This window comes from Streptomyces sp. NPDC101237 (genome assembly GCF_044767465.1).
GTDB lineage: Bacteria > Actinomycetota > Actinomycetes > Streptomycetales > Streptomycetaceae > Streptomyces > Streptomyces gramineus.
Window position 1 is genome coordinate 145744 of the sequence record NZ_JBIWNY010000012.1, and the last position, 17494, is coordinate 163237.

The window sequence follows — 17494 nt, forward strand, 5'->3', positions numbered from 1 at the left end:
CCCCTCAAGGAGCACGTCATGGGTATCTTCGGCCGCAAGAACGACGACACCGCGACCGCCGCCGGTGCCGACACCGCCACGCTGACCGGCGAGTACACGCTCGACCCGGCGCACACCACGCTCGGCTTCGTGGCGCGCCACGCGATGGTCACCAACGTCAAGGGCAGCTTCGAGCAGTTCGAGGGCACCCTGCACCTGGACGGCTCGGACCCGTCGAAGTCCACCGCCTCCCTCGACATCGTCATGGACAGCATCACCACCGGCAGCCCGGACCGTGACGGTCACCTGAAGTCGGCGGACTTCTTCAAGACGGACGAGTTCCCGACGATGACCTTCCGCTCCACCAAGGCCGAGGCCCTGGGCGGGGACGACTACCGCATCACCGGCGACCTGACGATCCTCGGTGTCACCAGGCCCGTCACCATCGACCTGGAGTTCAACGGCGCGGCCAAGGACCCGTTCGGCAACGAGCGCGTCGGCTTCGAAGGCAAGGCCGAGATCAAGCGCTCCGACTGGGGCGTGACCTGGAACGCGGCGCTGGAGACGGGCGGCGTCCTGGTCTCCGACAAGATCAAGCTGAACTTCGACATCTCGGCGATCAAGAACGCCTGAGCCGTCGGCGCGGAACCGCCGCGGCCCCACGGGTCCCGGCCCCTCTCCCGACCGTCCGCGGCGCCCGCCCTCCCCGTGACCGCACGGAGGCCGGGCGCCCGGTCATGTCCGGGGCCTGGCGGCGAGCCGGTCCAGGGCCGCCGCCGGCCCGGTCCGCCGCGCCATCGCGTCCTCCTGGAGTAAGCCGGAGCCCCCGTGGGGCCTCCTCGGAAGCCCGCTCAGAATCCGCCGCCGAAGTCGCCGCTGTCGCCGCCTCCGCCGCCGAAGTCCCCGCCGCCGCCGAAGTCGCCGAAGTCGCCGGGGTCGAAGTCCGCGCCCGACAGGTCGCCGCCCTGGTAGCCGCCGGAGTGGAAGTCGCCGTAGCCGGTGCCGTAGTCCGCGCCGTAGGCGGGAGCGGACATCCAGCCGCCGAGGGCCGTGCCGACGAGGAGGCCGGGCAGCAGGCCGCCGCCGAAGTAGCCGCCCGCCCAGGGGCCGTAGGCCGGACCCGCCTCCCAGTAGGGGCGCCGGCCCTGCTCGGTGTCGACCTCGCGGACCGCCGGGTCGCGGCCGTCCGCCAGTCGGGCGGCGTCGGCCGCGCAGACCGGGACCTCGCGGGGCGAGCCGCCGGCCGGGGTCCAGGTGGCGTCGGTGACCGAGGGGCCGTGCCGGGGGTCGAAGAAGCACGGCGGCCGGCGTTCGGGCAGCGGCCTGCCCTCGCGGCGGGCGGCGAGCCGGGCCAGCGAGAAACGGCCGTCCTCCAGGGCCTGGGTGACGGCCCGGACGTCCTCGGGCCCGCGGGCGTCGCTCATGTACTGCTTCGCCTGGTCGTAGGCGTTCAGCGCGCGCTCGTAGTCGCCGCGCATGGCGTCGTCGGCGCCCGGCTCGGACGGATGGAAGTCGAGCCGGTCCAGCTCCTCGCCGAAGGCGGTGATGTCCTCGTCCACGACCACCCGCAGCCGGTCCAGGGCGGCCCGCCGTTCCTCCGCGTGGCGCCTGCGGCCGCGGCGGACCAGGGCGTAGGCGCCGGCGCCGCCGGCCACCACCACCGCGCCGACGGCGATCAGCGCGGTGCCGGAGACGCCGGAGCCGGAGGTGCCGCCGCCCCAGGACGAGGGCGCCCTGCCGCCGAGGTTGGTCAGGGCGCGGCCGGTGAAGTCGGTGAGCTGGGCGGCCGCGGGCTCGCCCTGGACGCTGGTGACCAGGTTCCGCACGCCCGTCCGGGACAGCACCGAGGAGTCGGCGCGGGCGTCGAAGCGGTCGCCGAGCCGGACCGCGTACAGGCCGGTGACGCCGGTGGCGGTTCTCAGGTCGGTGAACAGGTTCTTGGTCGGGTAGCCGGCCGGCAGGACCGCGATGAACAGGGGTTTGTCCGCGTCCTTGATCTGCCGGGCCAGGGTGTCGGCCTCGGCCGCGGAGAGCTGCGCGGCGGCCGCCGGGTCGACGTACACCGGGCTCTTGCGGAGGGCGGCGGCGATCGTCGAGACGCCGGTGGCCGCCGTGGCCCGCGGTGCGAACGCCGTGAGGGCGATCACCAGCAGGGCCAGCAGCAGGCCTGGGAGGCTTCGGGTCCGGATCCGCAGCACGGCCTTCATGTGTCGCAATCTACCCGAAGCCTCCTCTCACCAGTCATTTCTTATGCTGCCGCCCAGGCCTCCCGCAGCTTCTCGACGGCCGCCGCGTACCTGCCGGCCAGCAGCAGGTGGTCGGCGTCGGCGAAGGGCTTGGAGACGGCCTCGGTGACCGACTGCCCGATCCGGTCCTGCACCAGCAGCCGCGCCTTGCCGACCAGCTTCCGGCCTGCCGCGGCGGAGCCCTTCCGCTCCGCGGCCTTCGCCGCGACGCCGAGCGCCCGCAGGGTGGCGTCGCCGCCCTTGGGTGCCTTGCTCAGGGTCGTCAGGCCCCAGCCGTACGGGTACTGCGGGTCGTAGGCCGCGTCGCCGACGTTGATCGGCAGCTGGGCCTCGGACTTCGGCCAGGTGACCGGCAGCTGACCGGTGAAGGCCTGCTTGCCGTAGAGCACGTCGGCCACGCCGTCGCCCTCGGTGCCCGGCAGCCAGGACGCCACCAGGGCGTCGATCCCGCCGAGCCGGTCGCCGATGAGCTGCGGCCGCCCGGAGACGATCAGCACCGCGCACTTCATGGCCGCGCAGACCCTGTCCACGGCGGCCTGGTCGGCCGGGGTCAGCGCCAGGTCGTTGCCGTTGCCGACGTCTCCGACGCCCTCGGCGTACGGGGTCTCGCCGACGACGACCACGCCCACGTCGTAGCCGCCGGTGGGCGCCGAGGCGTCCTTGGAGTACGTGACGTTCCCGCCGGCGTTCCTCATGCCCTGGAGGATGGTGGTGCCCGTGGTGTGGGTACCGGACTGGCCCTGCCAGGTGATGGTCCAGCCGCCCGTCTGGTTGCCCAGGTCGTCGGCGTTGGAGCCGGCGACGTACACCTTCTGCGACTTCTTCAGCGGCAGGATCGCGCCGTCGTTCTTCAGCAGCACCTGGGACTCGGCGGCCGCCCGGCGGGCCACCGCGCGGTGCTTGGCGGAGCCGATCTTCGCAGCGCCGCTGGTGTCGGCGTACGGGTGCTCGAACAGGCCCAGCCGGAATTTCTGGGCGAGGACGCGGGAGACCGCGTCGTCGATCCGCCGCACCGTGACCCGGCCCGCGTTCACCTGGTCGGTGAGGGTCTTGGTGAAGTCCTGGTAGCTGTAGGGGACCATCATCATGTCGACGCCCGCGTTCACCGCGGTGCTGACGTGCGCGGCGTAGTCGCCGGGCAGCTGGTCGATGGCGTTCCAGTCGCTGATCACGAAGCCGTCGAAGCCCATCCGGCCCTTGAGCACCCCGTTGATCATGTCGCCGCGGGCGTGCATCTTCACCGGGCCCAGACCGTCGCCCGCGATGTCGAGCGAGGAGTACGACGGCATGACCGTGCCGATGCCCCGGTCGACCGCGCTCTGGTAGGGCGCCAGGTGGATGTCCTCCAGCTGCTGCCGGGTCACCTTGGTGACACCCTGGTCGATCGTGTACGACCCGGTGGTCGAGGAGCCGTACGCGGTGCCGCCGTCGCCGACGAAGTGCTTGGCGGTGGCCAGGACCTTGTCGTCGTCCTTGAGGTCGCGTCCGTCGGCGCGGCCCTGGAGTCCCTGGATCATGGTCTCCATGGACTTCACCAGCGCCGGGTCCTCGCCGAAGGACTCGTAGGAGCGGCCCCAGCGTTCGTCGCGGGTGACGCAGAGGCAGGGCGCGAAGTCCCAGGGGACGCCGGTGGCGCGGACCTCGGCCGCCGTCACCGCGCCGGTGTCCTCGGCGAGGGCGGGGTCGCGGGTCGCGCCGATGCCGATGTTGTGCGGCATGATCGTGGCGCCGGCCAGGTTGTTGTGGCCGTGCACCGCGTCGACGCCGTAGATCAGCGGGATCTGGAACCTGGTCGCCTGCGCCCGGAGCTGGAAGCCGTCGATCATCTTCGCCCAGGCGGCCGGGGTGTTGGGCGTCGGCGTGGAGCCGCCGCCGGAGAGCAGCGAGCCGAGGCCGTAGGCGGCGACGTCACCGCCGTTGCCGACGGCTCCGCGCTCGGCCTGGGTCATCTGGCCGACCTTCTCGGCCAGGGACATCCGTGACAGGAGGTCGGCGACCCGCTTCTTCACGGGCAGTCTGCTGTCCAGGTACGGGAGTCCGTGCGCGTCGATGACGACCTGCGGGGTCTCGGCGGGGGCCTTGGCGCCAGTGACGGTGAGCTTGAGCGGGACGGTCTCGGCGGACTCGGCGGAACGGTCGTCCAGCGTGCGCACCTTGACGGTCCGCGTGGCGCCGGAGACCGTGCCGGCCGGGAAGGTGAGGGTGCCGGAGACCGGGGAGTAGTCCTTGCCGGACGTGGCGGTGCCGCCGGCCGTCTCGTAGGCGACCGTCACGGGCTCGTCCAGCGGGGCGGAGCCGGTGGTGGCCACGGAGACCTTCACCGAGGCGGTGCGCCCCTCCCGTACCGGGTAGACGGCCGCGTCCGTGGTGACCGAGGCGCGCAGCGACTGGTCGGCCCTGCCGTACAGCTCCACGTCGTCCATGGCGAAGTGCCCCTGGACGCCGACCGGGAGGGTGAGCGCGTAGCCCCACATCCGGTCCAGGCCGAGGACGTGGTCGATGCCGCCGACGGGCTGGTAGTCGGTCCGGTACACGAAGTCCGTGAACGGGATCTCGATCTGCTTCCAGCCGGTGAAGTCGTCGGTGAAGGACGTCGTCCACAGTTCGGAGGCCTCGCCGTCGGCGCCGCCGTCCTTGATCTCGAAGGCGATCTTCCTGCCGTTGTCCTGGCCGTCCCACCAGAAGCGGATGCCCTTGTGCGCGGACCAGTCGTGGGCGGGTTCGGTGGCGGCGAAGTCGTGGGTGAAGCCGCCGTAGCCGCTGATGTCGTACGTCCCGGCGAGGACCTTGGCGCCCTCGGGGGCGTCCGCCCGGTCGGCGAACTGCAGAGCGGGCGGGTCGTCGCTGTCGCCTCCCCAGGTGAAGATGCCCTCGGCGGGCTGGGAGGCGAAGGGGACCTCGCCCTCGAAGCGGTCGACCGGGGTGGGTGCGGGATCGCCGGCGGCGCGGGCCGCGGACAGGGGCATCAGGGCTGCGAGCAGAGCGGTGGACACGAGCAGGGCGGTTCTTGGCATGGACCTTCCCTCGACTCTCTGGTTCACTCGGGGCTCTCTCAGTTCACTCATGGCTTAGATCACGACGTGAGTTAACTAACGGCTCTCACCCCCGTCAAGACGTCCCGTCAGGAAGGGCGATGTGTCCATGAGAACCACCCCCCACACGGTCCGGCTGCTCCTGGCCGGACTGCTCACCGTGGCCGGCATCTCCGCGGCCGTACCGTCCGCGCACGCGGCCGGTGAGCAGGTCACGGCGTACCTCACCACCACCGACGACTCCGGCGGCCGCCACGTCACACGCGGCCTGCAGGCACAGACGCCGTTCGCCTTCCAGTCCGGGAGCGGCGGCGGCGGCGAGAACATCACCGTCGACGAGAACACCCGCTACCAGACCTTCACCGGCGGCGGCGCCTCCTTCACCGACACCGCGGCCTGGCTGATGAACAGCAGCGGGGCGCTGTCCCAGGCCACCCGGGACGCCACGATGAGGAAGCTGTTCTCGCCCACGGACGGGATCGGGCTGTCGTTCCTGCGCAATCCGATGGGCGCCTCGGACCTGGCCCGGTACGGGTACACCTACGACGACGTGCCGGCCGGGCAGAGCGACCCGAACCTCAACAGCTTCTCCATCTCCCACGACCTGGCGGACGTCGTGCCGCTCACCAAGCAGGCACTCCAGCTGAACCCGTCCGCGACTGTCATGGCCTCGCCATGGACGGCGCCGGCCTGGATGAAGGACAGCGGCTCCCTCAACGGCGGCTGGCTCAAGTCGGAGGACTACGGCGCCTACGCCTCGTACTTCGTGAAGTACCTCCAGGCCTACCAGGCGCAGGGCGTGAAGGTCTCCTACGTCACCCCGCAGAACGAGCCGACCTGCTGCTCCGGCTACCCCTCGATGAGCTGGAACGCCTCGGGCCTGCAGTACTTCCTCAAGAGCGAACTGCTGCCGAAGCTCCAGGCCGCCGGGCTCTCCACCAAGGTCCTCGCGCACGACTGGAACTGGGACGTCTACGACTCCTACGCGGCCGCGAGCGTCGACGACGCGGCGATCCGCAACCACCCGAACTTCGGCGGCATCGCCTGGCACGGCTACGGCGGCGACATCGGCAAGCAGACCACCGTGCACAACCAGTACCCGAACCTCGACGCCTTCGGCACCGAGCACTCCGGCGGCACCTGGATCGCCAACCAGCAGCGCGAGGACATGAACAACATCATCGACTACACCCGCAACTGGGCGAAGTCGGTGACCAAGTGGTCGCTTGCGGTGGACCAGAACATGGGCCCGCACAACGGCGGTTGCGGCACCTGCACCGGGCTGATCACCGTGCACAACGGCGACGGCGCGAGCGGGACCGTCGACTACACCATCGAGTACTACACGATGGGACACCTGACGAAGTTCGTCCGGCCCGGCGCGCAGCGGATCGCCTCCACCGCGTCCTCCGCGGTGCCGAACGTGGCCTGGCGCAACCCGGACGGCTCCAAGGCGCTCATCGCCTACAACGACGCCTCCGCCGCCAAGACCGTCACCATCAACTGGGGCGGCCAGCACGCCACTTACTCACTGCCCGGCAAGACCTCGGCGACCTTCACCTGGTCCGGCACCCAGTCGGGCGGCGGCTCCCAGGGCGGCGCCTTCGTCGGCCTGGCGAACAAGTGCCTGGACGTGGCGGGCGGTTCGGCCGCCAACGGCACCGCCGTGCAGCTCTACGACTGCAACGGCTCCACCGCCCAGCAGTGGAGCGTGCAGTCCGACGGCTCGGTCCGCGCCCTCGGCAAGTGCCTGGACGTGACCTCGGCGTCGACGGCGAACGGGGCGAAGGTGCAGTTGTACGACTGCAACGGGACCGGCGCCCAGCAGTGGTCGTACAACGCCTCGACGGGTGACGTGGTGAACGCGGCGGCGGACAAGTGCCTGGACGTCACGGACAACTCGTCGGCGAACGGGGCGCGCGCCCAGATCTGGACGTGCACCGGAGCCGCCAACCAGAAGTGGCACCTGCAGTAGCCGGGCGGTGCGGCGGAGCGAGCCGGGGGCTGTGAGCCCAGCCCCCGGCTTTTCCGTCACTACTCGGCCGGCTCCACGCCCGCCCGCAGCAGGCCGTACGTGTACGCGTCCTCCAGGGCCTGCCAGGAGGCGGCGATGACGTTCTCCGCCACGCCGACCGTCGACCACTCGCCGATGCCGTCGGAGGTGGAGATCAGGACCCTGGTCGTGGACTGGGTGCCGTGCTTGCCCTCCAGGATGCGGACCTTGTAGTCGACCAGGTCGAGCTTGGCCAGCTGGGGGTAGATCTTCTCGAGGGCGACGCGCAGGGCGCGGTCGAGGGCGTTGACCGGCCCGTTGCCCTCCGCCGTGGCGACGATCCGCTCGCTCTTGGCCCAGAGCTTGACGGTGGCCTCGTTGGCGTGGGTGCCGTCGGGGCGGTCCTCGACGATGGCCCGCCAGGACTCGACGCGGAAGTAGCTGCGCCGCCTGCCCTCCACCTCGGCGCGCAGCAGGAGCTCGAAGGAGGCGTCGGCGGCCTCGAAGGTGTAGCCCTTGAGTTCGTACTCCTTGACCCGCTCCACCACCCGGCCGACCAGTTCGCGGTCGCCGCCGAGGTCGATGCCGAGTTCCTTGCCCTTGAGCTCGACGGAGGCGCGTCCCGCCATGTCGGAGACCAGCATGCGCATGGTGTTGCCGACCAGCTCGGGGTCGATGTGCTGGTACAGGTCCGGGTCGACCTTGATGGCGGAGGCGTGCAGGCCGGCCTTGTGGGCGAAGGCCGAGACGCCGACGTAGGGCTGGTGGGTGGAGGGCGTGAGGTTGACGACCTCGGCGATGGCGTGCGAGATGCGGGTCGTCTCGCGCAGCCGGCCGTCCGGGAGGACCTTCTGGCCGTACTTCAGCTCCAGGGCGGCGACCACCGGGAAGAGGTTGGCGTTGCCGACGCGCTCGCCGTAGCCGTTGGCCGTGCACTGCACGTGGGTGGCGCCGGCGTCGACGGCGGCCAGGGTGTTGGCGACCGCGCAGCCGGTGTCGTCCTGGGCGTGGATGCCGAGCCGGGCACCGGTGTCGGCCAGGACGGTGGAGACCACGGCGTTGACCTGGGCGGGGAGCATGCCGCCGTTGGTGTCGCAGAGGACGACGACGTCGGCGCCGGCCTCCGCGGCGGCCCGGACGACCGCCTTCGCGTACTCGGGGTTGGCGCGGTAGCCGTCGAAGAAGTGCTCGCAGTCGACGAAGACGCGGCGGCCCTGGTCCTTGAGGAAGGACACGGTGTCGCGGACCATCTCCAGGTTCTCGTCGAGCGTGGTGCGCAGCGCCAGTTCCACGTGGCGGTCGTGCGACTTGGCGACCAGTGTGATCACCGGCGCCCCCGCCTCCAGCAGCGCCCTGACCTGCGGGTCGTCGGCCGCCTTCGCGCCGGCCCTGCGGGTGGCGCCGAAGGCGACCAGCTGGGCGTGCTTGAAGTCGATCTCCTGCCGGGCGCGGGCGAAGAACTCGGTGTCCCGGGGGTTGGCGCCGGGCCAGCCGCCCTCGATGAAGCCCACGCCGAAGTCGTCCAGGTGCCGTGCGATGGCCAGCTTGTCCGCGACGGTGAGGTTGATGCCCTCGCGCTGCGCACCGTCGCGCAGCGTGGTGTCGAAGACGTGGAACGAGTCGTCCAGCTCGTTGGTTGCCGTCTCGGTCATGGTCCCTAGGCTCCTGATGTCGAATCTCGGTCGTACCGGAATGACCGGCTCCACCGTCCCTCCATGGTCCCTCGCGCTCGCTCTCCGGCTGAAGGTGGGCCGGAAAACGAAAAAACCCCTCGCGGGTGCGAGAGGTCTGCGCGCGGGTCGAGGACGACGATGGCCACCCGTACCTGGTCGTACGTGGTGGTCACTGCGGACCGGCGCGCCTGCTGCCCATAATCATGGCGAACGAGAGCACGGGGGAAGTCTGGCACAACCCGCCGCGGACTCACCGACCGTCTCAGGATGCGGTCGTCGCGGCGGACACCTCATGAGACCGCGCCCGTCCCGCGTGCCGCCGCGCGCTCGCGCGGGGTGACCCGCGCCACCGGACGGCCTCAGGCGCCCGCGAGGAGATCCGCCGCCAGGAACTCGGCCACGTGGCCGAGGACTTGGGCCCGGTCCGTGCCGCGCAGCCCGATCGCCACGTGGATGGAGAACCCGTCCAGCAGCGAGCGCAGGCGCGCGGCGAAGCGGTCGGGGTCGACGGCCCGGAACTCGCCCCGCGAGATGCCCTCGGCCAGCAGCGCCACCAGGTCGCGGTGCCAGGCGCCCTCGATGGCGGCCTGCCGGTCGCGGGCCGCCTCGTCGGCGTTCTGCGAGCGGTTCCAGACCTCCAGCCAGAGCGTCCAGTGCGGGTCGCGGTGGCCCGTGGGGACGTACAGGTCGACGTAGGCGTCCAGGCGCTCGCGGGCGGTGCCGCGGCGGGTGAGCAGCCGGCCCCGCTCGGCGCCCAGCCGGCCCTCGCTCCACTCCAGGGTCTGCAGCAGCAGTTCGTCCTTGGAGCGGAAGTAGTAGAGGAGGTGGCCGCTGCTCATGCCGACCTCGTGGCCGAGCGCGGCCATGGTGAGTTTCTCCAGACCGCGGTCGGCGATCATGTCCATGGCGGCGGCGAGCACGTCCTCGCGGGGCGGGGCCTGTCTGCGCCCACCGGCCATGTGCTGCTCCTCGTCGTCCTAGATCGTCGGCTGCTGCTGGGTGATGCAGTGGATGCCGCCACCGCCGGAGAAGATCGTACGGGCGTCCACCAGGGTCACCGTCCGGTCGGGGAAGAGACGGCGGAAGATCCCGGCGGCCACCTCGTCACGCGGGTCGTCGAAGCCGCAGAGCACGACCCCGCGGTTGCAGAGGTAGTGGTTGATGTAGGAGTAGTCGGCCCAGTGGCCGTCGGCCTCCAGCACGGTCGGCGCCGGGACCTCGACGACCTCCAGCGCCCGGCCGCGCGCGTCGGTCTGGGACCTGAGCAGGCCGATCACCTCGCGGGTCACCTCGTGGTCGGGGTGCGCCGGGTCCGGCTGGTGATGGGCGACGACCACGCCGGGGCGGGCGAAGGCGGCGACGATGTCGACGTGTCCGAGCGTGCCGAAGCCGTGGGGAGGGTAGTCGCCGGTGAGACCGCGGGGCAGCCAGATCGCCTTGCGGGTGCCGAGCATCGCGTGGACCTCGGCCTCGACCTCCGCCCGGGTCCAGTCCGGGTTCCGTTCGGGGCCGAGCTGCACGGTCTCGGTCAGCAGGACGGTGCCCTCGCCGTCCACGTGGATGGCGCCGCCCTCGTTCACCAGCTTCGAGGCGTAGGTCTTCGCGCCCGCGAGGTCCGAGACATAGGCGGCGATCTTCGCGTCGTGCCCCCAGCGCGCCCAGTGCTGGGCGCCCCAGCCGTTGAACGTCCAGTCCACGGCGGCCAGTTCACGGCCGTTGCTGAGGAAGGTGGGTCCGATGTCCCGCATCCAGGCGTCGTCCAGCTCGCGCTCGACGGTGTCGACGTCCGGCCCGAGCAGCGTCCGGGCGTCCGCGGACTGGCCGGGGCCGCACACCACCGTCACCGGTTCGAAGCGCAGGACCGCGCGGGCCACCGCGGCCCAGGCCTGACGGGAGGCCCGGAGGTCGTCCGGGTCCTCGAAGGTGGGGTTGGGGCCGGGCCACGCCATCCAGGTGCGCTCGTGCGGGGTCCACTCGGCGGGCATCCGGAAGCCGTCGGCGGCGGGCGTGCTCATGCGCGGGTCCATGCGGGGGTCCTTCACGGGCTGTGACGTCCGGCTGAGACGTCTGGACGTCTAGAGGAAGTAGAGGCGGTTGAGGGCGACGGAGTCGGCGGGCTCCGAGCGCAGCGGCTCGCCGTCGAGGGTGACCAGGCCGGTGCGCTGGTCCACGTCGACCGATCCGGTACGGGAGTTGAGCCGCAGGTCGGCCGGTCCGATGCCGCGGGTGCCGCGGACCGCGACCCGGCGGCGCCGGGTGGGCATGGTGTCGTTGCCCCGGTCCAGGGCGGCCTGCGCCACGAAGGCCACCGAGATGTCGGCGGGGGTCGCCCCGTGGGCTCCGAACTGCGGTCCCAGGACGAGGGGTTCGCAGGTGTCGGTGGCCGCGTTCGGGTCGCCGGTCACGCCGTAGGCCGGGAAGCCGGACTTGAGGACCAGCTGCGGCTTGGCCCCGAAGTACTCGGGTGACCACAGCACGATGTCGGCCAGCTTGCCGACCTCGATGGAGCCGACCTCGTGGGCGAGGCCGTGGGCGATCGCCGGGTTGATGGTGAGCTTGGCCATGTACCGCAGCACGCGCTCGTTGTCGTGGCCGTCGTCCGGGGCGCCGAGTTCGGCCTTCATCTTGCCGGCCATGGCGAAGGTGCGGCGGACTGTCTCCCCGGCCCGGCCCATGCCCTGCGCGTCGGACGAGGTGATGCCGATGGCGCCCAGGTCGTGCAGTACGTCCTCGGCGCCCATGGTCCCGGCGCGGATGCGGTCGCGGGCCATGGCGGCGTCGCCGGGCAGGTCGGTCTTGAGGTCGTGGACGGAGACGATCATCCCGTAGTGCTCGGCGACCGCGTCCCGGCCGAAGGGCAGGGTGGGGTTGGTGGAGGAGCCGATGACGTGGGGGACGCCGGCCATCTTCAGGACGTTCGGCACGTGTCCGCCGCCGCAGCCCTCGATGTGGAAGGCGTGGATGGTGCGGCCGTCGAGGACCTTGAGGGTGTCCTCGACCGACAGGCACTCGTTCAGTCCGTCGCTGTGCAGGGCGACCTGGACGTCGTGCTCCTCGGCGACCCGCAGGGCCGTGTCCAGGGCGCGGGAGTGGGCGCCCATGTCCTCGTGGACCTTGAAGCCGGAGGCGCCGCCCTCGGCGAGCGCCTCGATCAGCGGGGCCTCGTGCGAGGACGAACCCCGGCCGAGGAAGCCGATGTTGACCGGCCAGGCGTCGAAGGCGCCGAACGCGTGCCGCAGCGCCCAGGGCGAGTTGACGCCGACGCCCCACACCGGGCCGAACTCCTGCCCGATGACCGTGGTCACGCCGGAGGCCAGCGAGGCCTCCATGATCCGCGGCGACAACAGGTGGACGTGGGTGTCGACGGCCCCGGCGGTGGCGATCAGTCCCTCGCCGGAGACGATCGAGGTGCCGGTGCCGACCACGACGTCGACGCCGTCGAGGGTGTCGGGGTTGCCGGCCCGGCCGATCGCGCAGATCCGCCCCTCGCGGATGCCGATGGACACCTTCCGGATGCCCTGCACGGCGTCGATGACGACGACGTTGCTGATCACGACGTCGCAGGTGTCGCGGACCGCGGCCGCCTTCAGGTGCAGTCCGTCGCGGGCGGTCTTGCCGAAGCCGGCCAGGAACTCGTCGCCGTAGCGCTGGGAGTCGTCCTCGACGCGGATCACCAGCCCCGAGTCCCCGAGGCGGATCCGGTCGCCGGCCCGGGGGCCGTGGGTGGCCGCGTACTCGTGCGGGGTGAGGCGGCGGGCCTCGGCCGGGTGTCCTCCGGGACGGCTCATCGTCCTGCCTCCTCGTCGTGGATGCCCAGGTAGCCGCAGGCGGCCGCGCGGCGCAGCGCCTCCTCGCGGGCGCCGGGCGCGTCCAGCGGGCCGTCGACCAGTCCGGCGAAGCCGATGGCGACCCGGGCGCCGCCGATCGGCACCAGGCCGACCTCCAGCGACTCCCCCGGCCCGAACCGGACGGAGGACCCGGCGGGCACGGCGAGCCGCAGGCCGTAGGCGGCGGCACGGTCGAAGTCGAGGCGCGGGTTGGCCTCGAAGAAGTGGAAGTGGGAGGTGACGGAGACCGGGACGGTCGCGGTGTTGGTGACGTCCAGCCGGACGACCGCCTCCGGGTCGGCGTGCTCGGGTCCCGGGAGCAGCGCGCCGGGCCCGTCCTCGCCCAGCAGGCCACCGCCGATCGGGTCGGTGACCACCGCGAGCCGCGAGCCGTCGTCGAAGACGGCCTCGACGTGCACCTCGGTGACGACGTCGGCGACGCCGGGCAGCACGTCGGCCGGGCCGAGGACGGACCGGGCCGCCTCGATGGCCTCGGCGAGCCGCCTGCCGTCCCGGGCGGCCTCGCAGACGGTGTCCGCGATCAGCGCGGTGGCCTCCGGCACGTTGAGCCTGAGGCCCCGGGCGCGGCGGGCACGGGCCAGCTCGGCGGCTCCGAAGAGCAGCAGCCGGTCACGTTCCGTGGGGGTCAGTCGCACGTCCCGGCACCTCCTTCGCTTCCTCTTGGCTTGGTCGACTTAGAACAACACTCTAAATGCCGTATTACGAGAAGGGAACCATTGACATCGACCGGCCGGTCACCCAGATTGAACGTCGCTCTAACTCTCAGGCGGCCGTCGAAGGGGACCCAGCCATGCCGATAGAACAGCGCGGAGTCGACACCATCCCGGACGCGGAACGCACCAGCGGACCCAAGGACCTGGTCTCGATCCTGCTCGGCTCCAACCTCTGCCTCGGCGTGATCATCTTCGGCTGGCTGCCGCCGTCCTTCGGGCTCGGCTGGTGGGCGTCGGTGAGCGCGATCGTGGCGGGCACGGTGGTCGGCACGCTGTTCACGGCCCCGCTGGCCCTGGTCTCCCTGCGCACCGGCACCAACCTCTCCACCTCCTCCGGCGCCCAGTTCGGGGTGCGCGGGCGGCTGGTCGGCTCGGTGGTGGGCCTGCTGCTGGCCCTCGGCTACACGGCGCTGACCGTGTGGATCGGCGGCGACGTGATGGTGGGCGTGCTGAACCGGCTGTTCGGGCTGCCCGCGGACGGGGTGTCGTACGCGGTGGTCTACGGGGTGCTCGCGGCGGCCACGGTGGCCGGCGCGGTCTACGGCTACCGGGTCCTGCTCGCCATGTCCCGGGTGCTCGCCGTCGGCATGACCGCCCTGCTCATCCTCGGGATCTTCGCGTACGCCCCGCACTTCGCCACCTCGCCGCTGCCGGACGCCGGCGGCTACCTGCTGGGCGGCTTCTGGCCGACCTGGTGTCTGGCGGCGGTCGCGGCGGGACTGTCCGGGCCGGTCGCCTTCATCACCCTCCTCGGCGACTACACGCGCTACATCTCCCCGGCCCGGCACTCCTCCCGCCGGGTCCTGCACGGGACCTGGCTGGGCCTGGTCCTCGGCCTGCTGGTGCCGCAGCTGTTCGGCACCTTCACCGCGTACGCGGCCCGCTCGGCGACCGACTACGCGGGCCCGCTGGTGTCCGCCTCCCCCACCTGGTACCTGGTCCCGCTCCTGCTCTCCGCCTCCGCGGGCTCGGTCGGCAACGCGGGGCTGATGCTGTACTCGATGGGCCTCGACCTGGACGCGATCCTGCCCCGCGCCTCCCGGGCCCGCGCCACCCACACGGTCGCGATCGTGGCCACGGCCTGCGTCTTCGTCGGCCACTACGCCTGGAACGCGCAGTCCGCGATGACGTCCTTCGTGCTCCTGCTGACGGCGATCGGCACCCCGTGGGCGGTGATCACCCTCATCGGTTTCCGCCGCTGCCGGGGGATCTACGACGCGGACGCGCTCCAGGTCTTCAACCGCCGCTCGCACGGCGGGATCTACTGGTACCGGGCCGGCTGGAACGTGAGGGCCGCGGTCTCCTGGGCGGTCGGCGCGGGAGTGGGCCTGCTGGCGGTCTCGCTGCCGTCGTACGAGGGACCGCTGCTGTCGCTGACCGGCGGCGTGGACTGCAGCTTCCTGCTGTCGGGCCTGGTGGGCGGCGCGCTCTACCTGCTGCTGCCGTCCCGCCCGGCCGACCCGGGCCGCCCGTCCGGCGGCGACGAGGCGAGGACCGCGCCGCACGCCAGCCCCACCGGCGTCTGAGCAGGACGCCCGGCCGCCCCCGGCAAAGAACGCGCGCGGCGTGCCACCTCCCCCGCGGCACGGGGCGGGTGGCACGCCGCGTCCGGGCGTCCGGGAGCCTCAGCCCAGTTCGTGCATCCAGCCGTGCTGGTCCGCGACCTTGCCGCGCTGGATGTCCAGAAGCGCCTCGCGGAGCCTCATGGTCACCTCGCCCGGCTCGCCGCCCGACTGCAGCCACTGGGCGCCGTCGCGCTTGACCGTGCCGACCGGGGTGATGACGGCCGCCGTGCCGCAGGCGAAGACCTCGGTGAGGGTGCCGTTCTCCGCGTCGCGCTGCCACTGGTCGATGGAGACCCGGGCCTCCTCGGACTCGTAGCCGAGGTCGCGCGCGACGGTGAGCAGGGAGTCGCGGGTGACGCCTTCGAGGATCGAGCCGCTCAGGGTCGGCGTGACGATCTTGTCGCCGTAGACGAAGTACAGGTTCATCCCGCCGAGTTCCTCGACCCACTTGTGCTCGACCGCGTCGAGGTAGCAGACCTGGTCGCAGCCCTGCGCGGCGGCCTCGGCCTGGGCGAGCAGGGAGGCCGCGTAGTTGCCGCCGGTCTTGGCGTCGCCCATGCCGCCGGGGACGGCGCGCACCCGGTCCTCGGAGGCCCAGATGGACACCGGCCGGACGCCGCCGGGGAAGTAGGCGCCGGCCGGGGAGGCGATGACCAGGAAGAGGTACTCGTTGGCCGGCTTGACGCCCAGGCCGACCTCGGTGGCGATCATGAAGGGGCGCAGGTAGAGGGATTCCTCGCCGCCGTGTGCCGGGACCCAGTCCTTGTCCTGCTGGACGAGCAGGTCGCAGGCCTCGATGAAGGTCTCCACCGGCAGCTCGGGCATGGCGAGCCGGCGGGCGGAGCGCTGGAAGCGCTTGGCGTTCTGGTCGGGGCGGAAGGTGGCGACCGAGCCGTCGGGACGCCGGTAGGCCTTCAGGCCCTCGAAGATCTCCTGGGCGTAGTGCAGGACGTTGGTCGCCGGGTCGAGGGGGATCGGCGCGTACGGAACGAGCTGCCCGTCGTGCCAGCCGCGGCCCTCGGTCCACTTGATCGTCACCATGTGGTCGGTGAAGTGGCGGCCGAAGCCGGGGCTGGCGAGGATCGCCTCGCGCTCGGCGGCGGCGAGCGGGTGCGCGGACGGCTTGAGCTCGATCGTGGGCGTCGTCATGAGTGGTAATCCTTCACCGGTTGTAGTGATGGGCCGCGCTCACGCCCGTACGCCGGTGTCCACTGGTAGGACGTCCGAGCACTCCCTCACACCGCGGCTCCGCGTTCGATTATCGCGCGGGGGGCCGGGGCGGAAGGAATCGGGGTGAATGCGGACCCGGGGTCGATGGTGGCACCCGGCGGCAGGCATGGGGAAGCCGCCGGGCGCTGACGCGACCCGGCGGCTTCGAAGTGGTTCGGCAGCGCGGCGGGTCAGCCGGCTACGCGTACGGCGAGGGCGTCGCCGATCTCCGAGGTGGAGCGGGCGGGCTTGCCCTGGCGTTCGGTGAGGTCGGCGGTGACCGCCTCCTCGACGCGGGCGGCCTCCGCGTCGTAGCCGAGGTGGCGCAGCAGCAGGGCGACGGACAGCACGGTGGCCGTGGGGTCGGCCTTGCCCTGGCCCGCGATGTCCGGCGCGGAACCGTGGACCGGCTCGAACATCGAGGGGAAGTCGCGGGAGGGGTTGATGTTGCCGCTCGCCGCGACGCCGATGCCGCCGGAGACGGCCGCGGCGAGGTCGGTGATGATGTCGCCGAAGAGGTTGTCGGTGACGATCACGTCGAAGCGGGCCGGGTCGGTGACCAGGTAGATGGTCGCGGCGTCCACGTGGATGTAGTCCGTGGTGACCTCGGGGTACTCCGCGGCCACCTTGTGGAAGACGTTCGTCCACAGGTGCCCGGCGAAGGTCAGCACGTTGTTCTTGTGGACCAGCGTGAGCTTCTTGCGCGGGCGGGCCTGGGCGCGGGCGAAGGCGTCCCGCACGACGCGCTCCACGCCGTAAGCCGTGTTGACCGACACCTCGGTGGCGACCTCGTGCTCGGTGCCCTTGCGGATGGTGCCGCCGTTGCCGGTGTACGGACCCTCGGTGCCCTCGCGGACGACCACGAAGTCGATCCGCGGTTCGCCGGCCAGCGGGGTGGCGACACCCGGCAGGAGCTTCGACGGACGCAGGTTGACGTGGTGGTCGAAGGCGAAGCGCAGCTTCAGCAGGAAGCCGCGCTCCAGGACGCCGGAGGGGACGCTCGGGTCGCCGATCGCACCCAGCAGGATGACGTCGTGCTTCTTCAGCGCGTCGAGGTCGGCGTCGGTGAGGGTCTCACCGGTGGCGTGGTACCGCTTGGCACCGAAGTCGTACTCCTTGGTCTCCAGCTTCACGTCCTCCGGGAGGACGGCGGAGAGGACCTTGAGGCCTTCGGCCACGACTTCCTGCCCGATGCCGTCACCGGGGATCACTGCGAGATCGATGCTGCGAGACATG

At 71.8% G+C, this 17494-nt stretch carries 12 protein-coding genes; 3 read left to right on the plus strand and 9 right to left on the minus strand.

Annotated elements, in window-relative coordinates; translation table 11 throughout:
• Positions 1 to 18 precede the first annotated feature (18 nt).
• Positions 19 to 612 carry a YceI family protein gene (locus ACIRQ9_RS20250; RefSeq protein WP_404174855.1) on the plus strand — a complete coding sequence of 198 codons (594 nt, stop codon included), beginning with the start codon at positions 19 to 21 and terminating at the stop codon, positions 610 to 612.
• A 218-nt stretch (positions 613 to 830) separates the two neighbouring features.
• On the opposite strand, the gene ACIRQ9_RS20255 is transcribed toward ACIRQ9_RS20250, so the two are convergent.
• Together ACIRQ9_RS20255 and ACIRQ9_RS20260 are read right to left on the minus strand one after the other, a co-directional pair.
• Positions 831 to 2186, minus strand: coding sequence for a hypothetical protein (locus tag ACIRQ9_RS20255; protein WP_404174858.1), 1356 nt, complete (start codon positions 2184 to 2186; stop codon positions 831 to 833).
• 41 nt (positions 2187 to 2227) lie between these two features.
• Positions 2228 to 5239 (minus strand): glycoside hydrolase family 3 protein, encoded by a 3012-nt coding sequence (locus ACIRQ9_RS20260; RefSeq protein ID WP_404174861.1) that lies wholly within the window; start codon positions 5237 to 5239, stop codon positions 2228 to 2230.
• 127 nt (positions 5240 to 5366) lie between these two features.
• Between ACIRQ9_RS20260 and ACIRQ9_RS20265 the strand changes: the two genes are divergently transcribed.
• Positions 5367 to 7232 (plus strand): ricin-type beta-trefoil lectin domain protein, encoded by a 1866-nt coding sequence (locus tag ACIRQ9_RS20265; protein ID WP_404174864.1) that lies wholly within the window; start codon positions 5367 to 5369, stop codon positions 7230 to 7232.
• Positions 7233 to 7291: 59 nt separating this feature from the next.
• Here the strand turns inward: ACIRQ9_RS20265 and cimA are convergent, their stop codons facing one another.
• The 5 genes from cimA to ureA all read right to left on the minus strand — a co-directional run bounded on the left by cimA (position 7292) and on the right by ureA (position 13406).
• Complete coding sequence (gene cimA, locus ACIRQ9_RS20270; RefSeq protein WP_404174867.1) at positions 7292 to 8902, minus strand: citramalate synthase; 1611 nt, start codon at positions 8900 to 8902, stop codon at positions 7292 to 7294.
• 380 nt (positions 8903 to 9282) lie between these two features.
• Positions 9283 to 9882: a TetR/AcrR family transcriptional regulator gene (locus tag ACIRQ9_RS20275; protein WP_404174870.1), complete on the minus strand. Its 600-nt coding sequence runs from the start codon at positions 9880 to 9882 to the stop codon at positions 9283 to 9285.
• A gap of 18 nt (positions 9883 to 9900) precedes the next feature.
• Positions 9901 to 10938 carry an agmatine/peptidylarginine deiminase gene (locus ACIRQ9_RS20280; protein WP_404174873.1) on the minus strand — a complete coding sequence of 346 codons (1038 nt, stop codon included), beginning with the start codon at positions 10936 to 10938 and terminating at the stop codon, positions 9901 to 9903.
• Positions 10939 to 10998: 60 nt separating this feature from the next.
• A complete protein-coding gene (locus ACIRQ9_RS20285; protein ID WP_404174876.1) occupies positions 10999 to 12711 on the minus strand; it encodes an urease subunit alpha in 1713 nt (570 codons plus the stop codon).
• Positions 12708 to 13406 carry an urease subunit gamma gene (ureA, locus tag ACIRQ9_RS20290; RefSeq protein ID WP_404174879.1) on the minus strand — a complete coding sequence of 233 codons (699 nt, stop codon included), beginning with the start codon at positions 13404 to 13406 and terminating at the stop codon, positions 12708 to 12710. Before ureA ends, ACIRQ9_RS20285 begins: the two co-directional genes overlap by 4 nt.
• A gap of 155 nt (positions 13407 to 13561) precedes the next feature.
• Here ureA and ACIRQ9_RS20295 point away from each other — a divergent pair, with 155 nt between their 5' ends.
• Entirely contained in the window at positions 13562 to 15010 is a 1449-nt protein-coding gene (locus ACIRQ9_RS20295) for a cytosine permease (protein ID WP_404174882.1), read from the plus strand.
• A gap of 99 nt (positions 15011 to 15109) precedes the next feature.
• On the opposite strand, the gene ACIRQ9_RS20300 is transcribed toward ACIRQ9_RS20295, so the two are convergent.
• Entirely contained in the window at positions 15110 to 16198 is a 1089-nt protein-coding gene (locus tag ACIRQ9_RS20300; protein WP_404174885.1) for a branched-chain amino acid aminotransferase, read from the minus strand.
• Between the two features lie 251 nt (positions 16199 to 16449).
• On the minus strand, positions 16450 to 17493 hold the full coding sequence (locus tag ACIRQ9_RS20305; protein ID WP_404174888.1) for a 3-isopropylmalate dehydrogenase: 1044 nt from the start codon (positions 17491 to 17493) through the stop codon (positions 16450 to 16452).
• Between the last annotated feature and the right edge of the window lies 1 nt (position 17494).